The following is a 13460-nucleotide window of genomic DNA, read 5'->3' as shown; positions in this document are numbered from 1 at the left end:
GCGTTAAGCAATGTAATGATGTAGACGACCTATCTTCTCTATTTCCACTTCTATCTCATCACCCGGGAACATAAACAGCGGTGGCGTACGCTTTTTACCCACGCCGCCCGGTGAACCGGTGATGATCACATCGCCCGGCGACAGTGGGCTGAACGCAGAGATGTACTCGATGATTTTCGCCACCGGATGCACCATGCTGGCGGTGGTGTCGTTCTGCACTTCGCGCTTATTTAACCAGGTTTTGATCGCCAGCTGCTGCGGATCGGGGATCTCATCCGCGGTGGTCATCCACGGACCAAAACCGCCGGTCTGCTGCCAGTTTTTCCCGGCGGTAAACCAGGTGAACTGCATGTCACGCACTGTGGCATCCATAAAGCAGCTGTAACCGGCGACGTACTGCAGGGCATCCGCAGCTTTGACCTGATAAGCTGCTTTACCGATGATCACCGCCAGCTCACCTTCGTAATCGAACTCTTGGGTGGTGGCCGGTTTCAGCAACGGCTGCTCATGCCCCGCCAGTGAATCGGCAAAACGGACAAACAGCGTCGGGGCTTCGATAGTCTCCGCAAACTCTTTGCGTTTGTCAGCGTAGTTCATGCCAACACAGAACACTTTACCAGGATTTTCCACCACTGGCAGGAAGCGGATCGCGCTGAACGGGTAATCAACCGGCTGCGTGCGAAAAGCCTCGAGGTCGCTTAGCGCGCCGCGTTGCAACAAAGATTTCAGGTCTGGGCATTCGCCCCCAAGGCGTAAACCGAGGTCAATGACGCCCTCATTTAAGGCGATTCCGTAACTTTTTCTTTCCCGGTCAATAAGATAAAAACTGCAGAGCTGCATGACTGCCTCGTTGTTATATATAAATTGCGCGCAGGTTACCAAAAGCCAGCAGGAAATGCGGTACGACCTGCAAAGAATATGCCTACGACTGCGTACTGGCCAGATAGGAGAAGGCGCTGAGCAGGCTGATCAAGGTGCCCATCTGATCGGCACGATAACCAACGGTCACCGCATCAATGCGCGTCACACCGGGAATCAAACTGAATAAATCCGCTAATACCGGTTTGCTGGCCTGTAATTGCATCTCATAGGGTGCCGTCAGGCGTGTGGTGCTGACCTGGCGGGCGCGCTGTACAGCGGCCGTAGCGGCATGGCGAATGGCGTGCTGTGCCGCCTGCGGGCTGATGGATTCGGCGCAGGTATGAGAGATCGCGCGTTTCACGCAGACATAATCCACTGACGGATAGTGCTCCGCTATCCAGCCCTGCAACTGATCATCGCCACTGACTAACCACAGCGGCGTACCCTGCTCGGCAGCGGCAGCGGCATAAATATCGCTTTCCCCCATCACTTTACCGTTGATGTGGATACGCCAGAACGCACGACCATTGATGGTGTGAGCCAGTACGCCGGGTTCACCCGCCGCGCTGTGATAGCCGATAAAAAACAGGCCATCAAACGGCTGCTGCTCAATGCCTTCCACCATCGATAAACCGCGCGGTTTGCCCTGTACCATACGCGCGCGCGGATCGATGTTTTCCGCACGCAGGTTGGTCAGTGCGCGTGGCTGTCTGCGACCACCACTTCGGTGGCTCCGCCTGCGAAGGCACCGTCAATGGCGGCATTCACCTCTTGTTCCATCAGTCCACGCGCCAGCTGGTACTCCGCATGGCCAGGCGAGCACTGCTCCGGACGCATCACGCCCGCAATACCTTCAATATCGGCAGAGATAAAGATTTTCATGAGGTTATGTTAGTTCCGTGCGGTGATGAACAAGGTCGCCATAAATGGCGACCCTACGGGTATCACATGTTTTTGTAGGGGCGGCATTTATGCCGACCGAGATGTCGTCGCCAGTTTATCCAGTACTTCCGTCAATGACGGTCGGTGATGCCCGCGAAAACCGCTGACCGCCTCAGCGCTCAGTAAGGCATCTAACACCGCGTGTTCAGTAGCATCGGCGGCGGCGGCAAGCAGCGGTTCCAGCGCGGCATCTTCCGGCGGCTGTGGCGTGGTTTGGGTGGAAAAGGCCACGGCGATATCGCCGGATCCATGCCCCCAATAGCTGCCCAAACGCCCTAACCCCGCCCCGGCGCGTTTAGCGATACGCTTCAACTGGCGCGCATCCAGCGCGGCATCGGTGGCCATGATAATGATGATGGAACCGGCGTCACGCTGTGGTGTCAGCTCTGGCAACAATGGGGCAATCATCTCGCCAAGGCGCACACCGTCGAGCGTCAGGGCGGTGAGCGCACCAAAATTGGCCAGCACCAGCACGCCGAGCGTGGCATTCAGGGAAGGAATGAGGCGAGATGCGGTACCGATGCCGCCTTTCAGACTGAAGCAGCTCATGCCGCGCCCCGCTCCGACGCTGCCACGCGCGAAATCGGTCTGGGCGGAATCCAGTGCCTGCTGCGCCATGGCTTCGGTCACCGCTAATGCCTGAATATCATTAAGCCAGCCGTCATTGCACTCCAACGCTAACGGGTTCACCGTGGGCAGGCTGCGGCCTAGTTCCGGGTTGCGGCTGATAGCATCGCGCACCAGAGTGGTAAACAGCGTGCCCACCGCCAGCGTGTTGCTCAGTAAGATCGGCGTTTGCAGTACTCCCAACTCTTCCACTTGCACCAGTCCAACCGGCTTGGCGAAACCGTTAAATACCGCCGCACCGCAGGGTAATGGGTTGAGGAACAGGTTGTCGCCGGGCGGCACAATTGCCGTGACGCCAGTTTGCATCTCACCGTTGTCTAAGGTGTGATGGCCGACGCGCACGCCGGGCACATCGCTGATGCGATTGGTCGGGCCACAGGCACTGCGCGGTTGTCCCAGCTGTCGCTCACTGCGCCAGCGTTGCAGCAGCAGATCGCGCTGCAGTTGTTGAAAATCCATGTTTAGCTCTTCAGTTTAGGATCGAGCGTATCGCGCAGCGCATCACCCAGCAGGTTGAACGCCAGCACGGTAATAAAGATCGCCAGGCCGGGGAAGACACTGACGTGCCATAAGCCCGCCATCATCATGCTGCGGCTCATCGCCAGGATATTCCCCCACTCTGGCACATCGGGTTCTGGACCGAGGCCAATAAAACTCAAGCCCGCTGCCGTCAGAATACTGGTGCCGATGCGCATGGTGAAATAGACAATCACATTGGAGAGCGTACCCGGCAGAATATGGCGCAGCAGAATCACCCGATCTGGCGCGCCCGCACAGCGCACCGCTTCCACGTAGGCCGCTTGTTTTAGTGACAAGGTGGAGGCACGCACAATGCGGGCAAACACCGGGACGCTAAACACCGCCACGGCAATGATCACATTATTCAGCCCCGGACCGAGAATCGCCACCACCGCAATCGCCAGCAGCATGCCCGGGAAAGCGAACAGCACATCAGCACCGCGCATGATGAGCATATCCACCCAGCGGCCGTAATAGCCCGCCAGCAAGCCGAAGAACACACCGACTACCATGCCCAACGTCACCGACAGCACGCCGACATAGAGCGAAATGCGCGCACCATAGATGATGCGGCTTAGCAGGTCGCGTCCCAGTTCATCAGTGCCCATCCAGTGTGCCGAGGACGGCGGTGATGACAGCGCCATCCAGTCCGGTGCCATCGGGTCCCAGGGTGCCAGCCACGGGGCAAAAATCGCCACCAGCACCAGCAACAAGACAAAACCGCCTGACACCAGCGCCAGCGGGTTGCGCACGAAGGCGTGCAGAAAATCGCGCCACGGCGAGCGAATGCTCTGAGGTGATGCGGCAGACAGAGATTGTGTACTCATCACGACTCCTGTCGCAGGCGAATGGCTGGGTTGACCACGGCGTAAAGCAGATCCACCAGCAGGTTAATCACAATAAATTCAAACACGAACAGCATCACCAACGCCTGAATCACTGGTTGATCCTGTGCTTTGATCGACTCGATCAACAGCCAGCCCAATCCCGGCCAGTTGAAGACACTCTCCACCACGATCGATCCACCGAGCAGAAAACCGAACTGTAGACCCAACATGGTGATCACCGGGATCAGTGCGTTACGCATCACGTGTTTCCACGTTACCAGCCGGTTGCGTAGCCCTTTGGCCTTGGCGGTACGCACATAATCTTCCTGTGCCACTTCGAGGAAGGCGGAACGGGTGAAGCGCGCCATCACGGCGGCCACGGAGGAACCGAGAGTGATGGCGGGCAGAATGATGTCACTGGCTTTATTGAAACCACTGACCGAAAACAGACCAAACGGCATGGCGACGAACTGGATCAGCAGTAACCCCAGCCAGAAGGTCGGCATTGAGATGCCGCCCACGGCGACGCTCATTAGCGTCCAGTCCTGCCATTTTCCGCGTTTAAGCGCCGCGAAAACGCCGAGGAACAAGCCGAGGATCACTGACCAGGCAAACCCTGCCAGCGCCAGCCACAGCGTAGGCATAAAGCCCTGTTTGATGACGTCCAGCACCGGCTGTTGGGTGCGATAGGTCACACCAAGATCGCCACGCAGTAATCCACCGATCCAGTTAACGTACTGCTGCGGCAACGGATCGTTGAGACCGAGATGCTGGCGTGCGGCTTCGACCGCTTCGATCGGCGCATCAGGTCCGGCGTAAATGCGCGCCGGATCGCCCGGCAGCAGCTTGATAAAGCCGAACACCAGTAACGAGACCACCAGCAGGACGGGGATCATCTCCAGTAGTCGACGAATGATGTATGCGAACATGCGCTTCCTTTATGGTGAGTGCGGTCGGTATTCAGGTGCGCATAAATGCGCACCCTACAAAGTAGGGTCGCCATTTATGGCGACCAATACCCGCATCGCCTTACTTAAATGCCGCTTGGGTATAGAGGAAATTGCCATCCGGCAGCATCGACACACCGCTCAGGTTGCTGCGTTTACCCACCAGGTTATCTGGCGTGCCGAGGAAGGCGACAGGTGCATCTTTCCACAACAGTTTCTGCGCTTCGGCATAGGCTGCGCCGCGCTTGGCCGGATCGGCCGTGGCTAAACCACCGGCAATGGCTTTATCCACATCCGGGTTGCTGAAGTAGGAAACGTTATACGAGGTTGGCACCCAGGATTCGGTGGCATACAGCGGACGCAGCGCCCAGTCTGCATCACCGGTCGAGGTTGACCAGCCACCGTAGTAAAGGTCAAATTCTGCCTGCTTCGGATCTTTCACGCCCCACAGCTTGGCGTTGCGCGTGCCGGAATCCATTGGCGTCACGGTGGCGCGAATGCCGACAGTCGCCAGCTGCGCTTTCAATACCTGTGCTGCACGCACGCTGGCGGTGGCATTGGTGGTCCAGAGTTTAAGATCCAGCCCGTTCGGATATCCCGCCTCTTTTAGCAGTGCTTTGGCTTGGTCGACGGAATAGCGGTAGTTTGGCTCAGTCTGCTTCTGGTAGAACTGCACCCCCTCTGGCATGGCAGAGGTAGCCGCTTTACCCATACCGGCGAACGCCACTTTCAGCCACAGATCGCGGTCGATGGCGTAGTTAATCGCCTGGCGCACTCGCACGTCGGCCAGCGGTTTATGCTGGGTGTTAATCGCCATGTAATAGAGGTAAATGCTCGGATCGCGCTGGATCGCCAATTTGCTGTCGCTCTGCACGGTGGCGATCAGGTCCGATGGCAGTGGCCAGATCGCATCGACCTGCCCTGATTTCAGCGCCGCTACGCGCGTTGCGTCTTCTGGGCTCGGTGAGAAGGTCACTTTATCCACCTTCGGCCAGCCTTTCTGCCAGTAGCCGTCATACTTCACCAGCGAAACCGCTTTGCCTGGCTGCCACTCGACAAACTTGAACGGGCCAGTGCCGACCGGATGTAAGCGCAACTGGGCTTCTTCTGGATACTGCTTGAGGATCGCCGGGCTCCACATCACCGCCGACGGGTGCGCCAGAGTGTTGATGAAGGCACCAAAAGATTGGTTGAGATCGATTTTCACCTGATCCGGTGCCAGCACCGTGACCTTGGCAATCATCTTGTACAGGCTATTACGCTTCAGCCCTTTGGTTTGATCGGCCAGGCGTTCAAGGTTGGCTTTTACCGCCTCGGCATCAAAAGGCGTGCCGTCCTGGAAGGTGACGCCTTTACGCAGCGTCAGGGTAAATTCGGTGGCGGTGTCATTGCTGGTGTAACTGGTCGCCAGCCAGGGTTGCAGCTTCATCTTGGCATCAAACTGGAACAGACGTTCAAAGATACCGCTCTGTACGGAGTAGCTGACGTTGTCCGAGGTATCATGCGGGTCCAGCCCGGTGATATCTGCATACATTGAGATGCGCAGATCCTGCGCCTGCGCGGCAGCAGCCAGCGCGAGGGTCAATCCAACAGCCAGTGAAGCACGGCGAAAATTCGATTTCATGAAATCTCCTGGTATTGAGCGTTAACGCGATGCAATGTCGTCAGCGACCCAGTGTTGCGGCGCAACCTGGCGATAACGGGGTTTTGTGACCGTTTCGCCCACTTTGCGCAGCGGCGAGGGGATCTCGCTGTCTTCGAAAATGCGGGGTTGACGGTTCTGTGGATCGGCCACCGGCACCGAGGCCAGCAGACGTTGGGTATAAGGATGTTGCGGTTGGTTAAATACCGACTGACGTGGCCCCAGTTCAACAATCTGGCCGAGGTACATCACCGCCACGCGATTAGCGATGCGTTCCACCACCGCCATATCATGCGAGATGAAAATCCATGCCACACCGGTTTGCTGTTGCAGGTCCATCATCAGATTCACCACCTGCGCCTGCACCGACACATCCAGTGCGGACACCGCTTCATCGGCAATGATGACTTTGGGTTTCAACGCCATGGCACGCGCGATGGCGATGCGCTGACGCTGGCCACCAGAGAACTCATGCGGGTAACGCTGGGCATGTTCCGGTAACAGACCGACGCTTTTCAGCAAGGCATTCACCTGCGGCGTGGCTTCCTCCAGCGACTTCACCAAACCGTGCAGCAACAGGGGCTCCGCAATGGTGAACCCAACGGTGAGTCGTGGATTGAGTGAGGCATACGGGTCCTGAAACACCATCTGGATTTCACTACGCAGCGGCTGGAACTGCGCCTCTTTGAGATCGGCGATTTCACTGCCCTGAAAATGGATGCTGTCGGCATGGCTGTTGATCAGACGCATCAGCGCGCGGCCCGTGGTGGATTTGCCACAGCCGCTCTCGCCGACAATCGCTAAGGTTTCCCCCGGCCATAAGCTGAAGTCGATCTGCTCGACCGCGTGCACCTGATGCGTCAGCGCGGAGAAGATTCCGCTGCGGATCGGGTAATAGACTTTCAGGCCACGCACATCCAGCAGTGGGGTTTCGTCATAACGGGCGGTGCGCTGTTCCGCGTTATGGCTGTGTGGCGCACCCAGCAATGGGAAACGCTGCGGCCAGCTGTGCTCACGCATATCGCCGAGCTTGGGCACCGCCGCGAGCAGGGCCTGGGTGTAAGGATGTTGAGCGGCGTTGAAAATCTCATCGACTGTGCCCTCCTCTACCACTTCACCGCGCAGCATTACCACCACACGGTCGGCGATTTCCGCCACCACGCCCATGTCATGGGTAATAAACAGTACCGCCATCTGCTTTTCACGTTGCAGATCGCGCAGGATGTGAAGAATGCGCGCCTGAACCGTTACGTCCAGCGCGGTGGTCGGTTCATCGGCAATTAACAACTGGGGATCGCAGGCCAATGCCTGCGCGATCATCACGCGTTGACGCATGCCACCCGACAGCGAATGCGGGTAGCTTTTCATGATGCGATCGACATCAGCAATACGCACCTGACGCAGCAGTTCACGCGCACGTGCATCCGCCGTGGGTTTATCACACAGCTGGTGATCGCGCAGCGCTTCCGTGAGCTGATCGCCTACCCGCAATACCGGGTTGAGCGAGGTCATCGGCTCCTGAAAAATCATCGCCATCTCACGGCCGCGTAACGCACGGCGCTGTGTTTCATCCAGCTTCTCCAGGGCATGCGCTTTGCCTTGGCGATCGCGGAACTGCATGCTGCCGCGATCGATGCGCCCCGATGCTGCCAGTAAGCCCATCACCGCCAGCGACGTGACCGATTTTCCTGAGCCGCTTTCGCCCACCACGGCGACAATTTCGCCCGGATGAATCGCAAAACTGATGCCTTTGAGAGCCTGGTTTCGCCGCTGCGGCCGCGAAACGAGACGCTGAGATCCTGAATCGCGAGGACCGGCGCGGAACCGGCAACGCTGGCGGCGTTGGGAGTAAGTAAAGTGTCCGTCATCGTTGCCTCGTGCGGTTACAGCCGGATTCGGCCTTGAGCGTAGGTAAGGAAAGGTGAGCTATCGGCGGCCAGCCAAATCGGGCCATCCAGATCGACATGCTCGGCGGCAATCGCCACCGGCAGCGCGGCTTCCATCGCCAGTGAAGAGCCCAACATGCAGCCCACCATCAAACGCATATCCAGCTTCTGTGCTTCTTCGACCATCGCCAAGGCTTCGGTCAGACCACCGCATTTATCCAGCTTGATGTTGATCATTTCGTAGCGATTACGCAGCTGCGCGATATCTTCACGGGTGTGACAGCTTTCGTCGGCACACACCGGAATGGGATGGGGAAAACGTTGCAGTCCTGATCCTGACCGGCAGGCAGTGGCTGTTCGACCATGGCGATGTTGTAGGCTTGCAAAGCGGTGAGCAGGCTGTGCAGATCCACACCTGACCAGGCTTCGTTGCGTCAATGATCAGCGTGGCACGCGGTGCAACGGCGCGAATCGCCGCAACCTTTTCCAGAATCTCATCGCGATTAAGCTTAATTTCAGCAGGATGGCACCGCGTGAAACCGCATCCGCCGCCGCCGCGGCCATGTTTTCAACTTGAATCGAGGCTTAAGGTTCAGCGGTAATCACCGAAGGCGGTGCAACCCGCTCACACTGTTGCCACAGCGTCTGTTTGGCCGAGTGCCGCATCCAGACGCCACAGCGCGCAGTCCAGCGCATTTCGCGCTGAACCGGCAGAGATACGACGTTGCAGATCGAGACGGCTTAAGCCAGCTTCGACATCCTCGCGCCAGCGCTTCCAGTTCGGCCTGCACGCTGTCTGGCGTTTTCATCGTAGCGCGGGCGTCCGGTGTGCATTCGCCACGACCAATAAAACCGTTTTGCTCCAGCGTGACGCGGATGACGGTTACAGCCGTGCGTGTGCACGTGAGATCGCAAAGGGACGCGCCAGCGGCAGCTCAAGCACTTCAATCTGCATGCGCCGCATATTAGCCACGCTCCTGCAGCAGTGCAGCGATATCTGCAATACCAAAACGCACTGGGTCGGTTGCTGGCACGCCGAATTCGGCACTGACTTCTGCGCAGAAGGCGCGCGCTTCCGCTTCGCTGTAGTTTGAGGTGTTGATGGCGAAACCGGCCAGTTGCACATTGTCGCTGGTGACATGAGCGGCGCGCAGGTTGGCTTCAACACAATTTCAGGCTGACCATCGGCTGATGCGGCAAATGACGCATATGTGGACGGCCCATTTCATGACACATCACCAGCCAGTGCGGCTGCGCACCATGGATCAGACCCATGCTGACGCCCGCATAAGAAGGATGGAACAGGGAACCCTGACCTTCCACGATATCCAGTGGTCGGCGTCATTGGCCGGTGACAACGCTTCAACCGCACCGGCGATGAAGTCGGCAATCACCGCATCAATCGCAATCCCTTCACCCGCCACCAGAATGCCGGTTTGGCCGGTGGCACGGAAATCAGCTTTCATGCCGCGCTCACGCATGGCGGCTTCCAGTGCCAGTGAGGTGTACATTTTGCCCACCGAGCAGTCGGTGCCAACAGTAAGCACTCGCTTACCTGTACGCTTCTTACCGCTGCCGACATTCAGTTTTGGACGCATATGGCGCAGGTCAAACAGTTCCACACCAAACTCTTGCGCTAACGCCACCAGCTCGGCTCATCCACCAGACGATGATGCAGACCGCTGGCCACGTTCATACCGGCTTTAATGGCACCTTTAACGGTTTCAAGCCAGTGCTCAGGCAGATAGCACCGGCATTAGCGGTACCCAGTACCAGGGTTTTTGCCCCACGCTCTTTTGCCGTTGCAATATCGAGCACGTCCAGACCCAGGCTGACAGTACAGCCCGGCAGTTTAATTTCGCCCACGCACTGCTCCGGTCGCCAGACATGAATGCGCGCGCGGTTTTAGCAGCCAGTGGATCGGTGACATCGCCAAGGAACAGTAAATAGGGTTGAGGGATCAGCATGATGTTTCTCGTTTCAGACGGGTTAGAGGCCTGAATCGACTATTCCATGCGGAGAAAAAGGTGACGAATGCTTGTTTGGTGGCGGGGTATAACGTCAGGCTAGCCAGATCAAAAACTGATGGTGCCAGCGCTAGAAAGGATTTTTTTGAGGCAATAAGTAGGATGAACTGGCGGAGAGATAAGAAAATCGTAGGGCCATTCACGGGTGAAATACCCTAAATAATTCGAATCGCAGCACGCACAGCCAACGCAGCTGCGGTTCGAAGTATGACGGGTATTTAAAGCGCGCCTGGCGGGACGTGTTTAAAGGTCTCGACATAGGCGCGGAACACGTAGCGGAAAAAGCGTTTCATGATTACCTGGCTCAAAAATTGTTGAAGAAATATGCGAAAAGTATAACTAACGCGCATTTTTCACGCAAATATTTTTGAACCAGATCACAAAAATGGGATCCAATACCTAAATAATTCGAATTGCAGCACAAAAGTGCCTTACGGCGCTTTGAACAGCGCTTGCGCTGGCCCGAAGGTGAGGCCGAAGGCCGAATCACGCGGCAAGTGGGTGAATCTCCAGGAGCTTACATCAGTAAGTGACTGGAGTGAGCACGCGCAGCCAACGCAGCTGCGGTTCGAAGTATGACGGGTATAGTTAGCTGAACAGATTCAGATGCTCAATGAGAATGGTACAACCGATACTGATTAACACCACGCCGCCCAAGACTTCTGCCCACTTGCCCATCACCGGGCCAATGAAACGTCCCACCATCACGCCGGTGGTTGCCATAATAGTGGTGGCGGCACCAATGGTAACTGCCGTCAGAATAATATTCACCTGCAGGAAGGCGAGGCCGACGCCCACCGCCAACGCATCGAGACTGGTTGCTACCGCTGTCAGTGCCAGCACCATAAAGCCATGACGCTGTGGCGCCTCACACGGCTCATCCGCCGTCTGACGAAAACCTTCCATCATCATACGGCCGCCGAGTACGGTTAACAGGCCAAATGCCACCCAGTGATCCCAAGCCATAATGTAGCGGCTGGCAGCCAGACCAATGGCCCAGCCAATCAGCGGTGTCAGCATTTCAATGACACCAAAAATTAAGCCCGTGCGTAGCGCTTCTTTGAAATTCGGCGATGCAAGGATGCTTTGGTGCTTTTGTCCTTTTCCATCGACATCCAGAATCAGAGTTGCGATAAATGTCATGGGTTTTCAATCAATGCCGCGGAAAAAGCGTTCAAACAGGCAATTTTCCGCATCTATTGTTCAGTAATAAAAAAGTGCGCGCAGTCTAGCACGCAAAAACGCCAAAAAAAAGACAGTAAAATCATGGATTTAAGTATAGCAAAGGCTATAACTCTTAACTTGCGCTATTTATGTCGCTAAGTGAATGGAATTGAAGAAAATTCTGAGGCTTGAGCGGCACGGGGATTGCACCATTGCGCCCTTTTGTGCGCTAATGCCCGCGCTTATTGATAGGAAAACTGCGATGAAAAACCCGTTTGAAACGTTAATCATCCCTGGTGGTATTTTGCTGCTGGGCTTTCTCTCTGCCCTGCTGTTGCCAGCACCTCAGTTTGGCGTCACGCTGGCCAGACAACTGCAAGAGAATTTGCATTTGCAGGATGTAAATCAGCTCTACACCATCGTCTTCTGCCTGTGGTTCCTGATCCTCGGCGCGATTGAATTTTTCGTCATCCGTTTCGCCTGGCGCCTCTGGTCCAAGGCATGATGTTATCCGCTGCGTGATGCATTTTTCTTCTGACCAAAGCAGAACGCGGCAGATAATTTAAGAACCACAGGAATGTAACATTATTTTTACAGAACCTGGCGAAACATGCGCAACAGAAAAACCGCATAAAAAATCAATTTCACATTAAATCAATTTAATCATAGTGTTAAGTTGTGATCCAGCTCACTAAGCAACCATCCCATGCCTTTTCCTCTCACAATATCGCAACAACTGCGTTACCATAACTCTCTGATTAAGGATAAAAATCCCTTATACCAGCGGGGTTGAGCTGATTAATTCTTATGCTGAATCATTTCCGCCTTTAAAAAATAAACAAACGTTTAATTCCGATACGAGAATGTTATATTCAAATGCATATGCATAACGTGCAGTTAACCGTTATCGTCCCCATGACTTAAACCTGAGTCTTAACCTTTGAGAAACAGCGCGACGCGCTCGAAAGAAGCGTGGCTGTTTCGCCTGCGAACCTTGAGCTTCAGGTCAACAGAGAGAGGAGATGTCGCCTCATGAGCAACACTGCGGTAAACCTGGCGCTAGCCGCCGCTGGCATGGATAGCGCAAAACTTCAGGAACGAAAAGACGTTGACGTTCTGCTGATTGGTGCAGGCGTAATGAGTGCGACCTTAGGCACATGGCTGCAGGATCTGGAGCCAGACTGGTCGATTGAAATGGTGGAACGCCTCGATGATGTCGCGGTGGAGTCCTCCAACGGCTGGAATAATGCCGGTACCGGTCACGCTGCGCTGGCCGAGCTGAACTATACGCCACAGAAGGCGGATGGCAGCATCGACATTGCCAAAGCGGTGGCGATCAACGAATCCTTCCAGATTTCCCGTCAGTTCTGGGCGTACCACGTTCAGAAGGGCAACCTGCGCAACCCTAAAAGCTTTATTCACAGCACGCCGCATATGAGCTTTGTCTGGGGCGACGATAACGTTGAATTCCTGCGCAAACGTTTCCAGGCACTGCAAAAAAGTACTCTGTTCCGTGGCATGCATTATTCTGAAGACCGTGAACAGATCACCCAGTGGATCCCACTGGTGATGAATGGACGCGACAGTAAGCAGAAAGTGGCCGCCACCTGGACCGACATGGGTACTGACGTGAACTTCGGTGAAGTCACGCGCCAACTGATTGCTTCTTTAGAGAAGAAACCTAATTTCCGCCTGCGTCTGCGCCAGGAAGTGCGTGATATCAAGCGCCTGAATGATGGTCGTTGGCAGGTCAGCCTGCATAATCTCACCAGCGGTGAAAATCGCGTGCTGATCACCCGCCAGCTGTTTATCGGTGCGGGCGGCGCAGCGCTGCCACTGCTGCAGAAATCCGGCATTCCAGAAGTGAAAGGCTACGCCGGTTTCCCGGTGGGCGGCTCTTTCCTGGTGACCGAAAACCCAGACGTGGTGCAACAGCACATGGCGAAGGTGTACGGTAAAGCCAGCGTTGGCGCACCGCCGATGTCCGTGCCACACGTGGATACCCGCGTGCTGGATGG

Annotated in this window: 7 protein-coding genes and 5 pseudogenes; 2 read left to right on the top strand and 10 right to left on the bottom strand. The window is 56.1% G+C overall.

The genetic code is table 11. From position 1 onward, the window contains the following. Window positions 1-3 precede the first annotated feature (3 nt). From LK04_RS00060 to mntP, 10 genes and pseudogenes are all read right to left on the bottom strand, one after another. Window positions 4-840: a fumarylacetoacetate hydrolase family protein gene (locus LK04_RS00060; protein WP_039333352.1), complete on the bottom strand. Its 837-nt coding sequence runs from the start codon at window positions 838-840 to the stop codon at window positions 4-6. Between the two features lie 82 nt (window positions 841-922). Next, a pseudogene (locus tag LK04_RS00055) lies at window positions 923-1743 on the bottom strand (M55 family metallopeptidase). 87 nt (window positions 1744-1830) lie between these two features. Continuing rightward, window positions 1831-2889, bottom strand: coding sequence for a P1 family peptidase (locus LK04_RS00050; protein WP_039333354.1), 1059 nt, complete (start codon window positions 2887-2889; stop codon window positions 1831-1833). Between the two features lie 2 nt (window positions 2890-2891). Then, a complete protein-coding gene (locus tag LK04_RS00045) occupies window positions 2892-3776 on the bottom strand; it encodes an ABC transporter permease subunit (protein ID WP_039333356.1) in 885 nt (294 codons plus the stop codon). Next, window positions 3776-4705 carry an ABC transporter permease gene (locus LK04_RS00040; protein ID WP_039333357.1) on the bottom strand — a complete coding sequence of 310 codons (930 nt, stop codon included), beginning with the start codon at window positions 4703-4705 and terminating at the stop codon, window positions 3776-3778. Before LK04_RS00040 ends, LK04_RS00045 begins: the two co-directional genes overlap by 1 nt. Before the next feature lie 100 nt (window positions 4706-4805). Then, window positions 4806-6347, bottom strand: a complete 1542-nt coding sequence (locus tag LK04_RS00035; RefSeq protein WP_039333359.1) for a glutathione ABC transporter substrate-binding protein — start codon at window positions 6345-6347, stop codon at window positions 4806-4808. Window positions 6348-6368: 21 nt separating this feature from the next. Then, window positions 6369-8233: pseudogene (locus LK04_RS00030) on the bottom strand (dipeptide ABC transporter ATP-binding protein). A 15-nt stretch (window positions 8234-8248) separates the two neighbouring features. After that, a pseudogene (gene dgcA, locus LK04_RS00025) lies at window positions 8249-9215 on the bottom strand (N-acetyl-D-Glu racemase DgcA). Between the two features lies 1 nt (window position 9216). Next, a pseudogene (gene dgcN / locus LK04_RS00020) lies at window positions 9217-10218 on the bottom strand (N-acetyltransferase DgcN). Between the two features lie 648 nt (window positions 10219-10866). Then, window positions 10867-11421, bottom strand: coding sequence for a manganese efflux pump MntP (gene mntP, locus LK04_RS00015; RefSeq protein ID WP_059109752.1), 555 nt, complete (start codon window positions 11419-11421; stop codon window positions 10867-10869). A 283-nt stretch (window positions 11422-11704) separates the two neighbouring features. Here mntP and LK04_RS00010 point away from each other — a divergent pair, with 283 nt between their 5' ends. Next, window positions 11705-11947: a DUF1158 domain-containing protein gene (locus LK04_RS00010; RefSeq protein WP_039333369.1), complete on the top strand. Its 243-nt coding sequence runs from the start codon at window positions 11705-11707 to the stop codon at window positions 11945-11947. A gap of 569 nt (window positions 11948-12516) precedes the next feature. Continuing rightward, window positions 12517-13458, top strand: a pseudogene (locus tag LK04_RS00005) (malate:quinone oxidoreductase); the annotation flags it as partial. Window positions 13459-13460: the final 2 nt, after the last annotated feature.

Origin of the sequence: Pantoea vagans (assembly GCF_001506165.1) — a bacterium.
GTDB classification, from domain to species: Bacteria; Pseudomonadota; Gammaproteobacteria; order Enterobacterales; family Enterobacteriaceae; genus Pantoea; species Pantoea vagans_C.
Note: the sequence above shows the minus strand (reverse complement) of the source record. Positions and strands in the feature narration are given on the sequence as shown.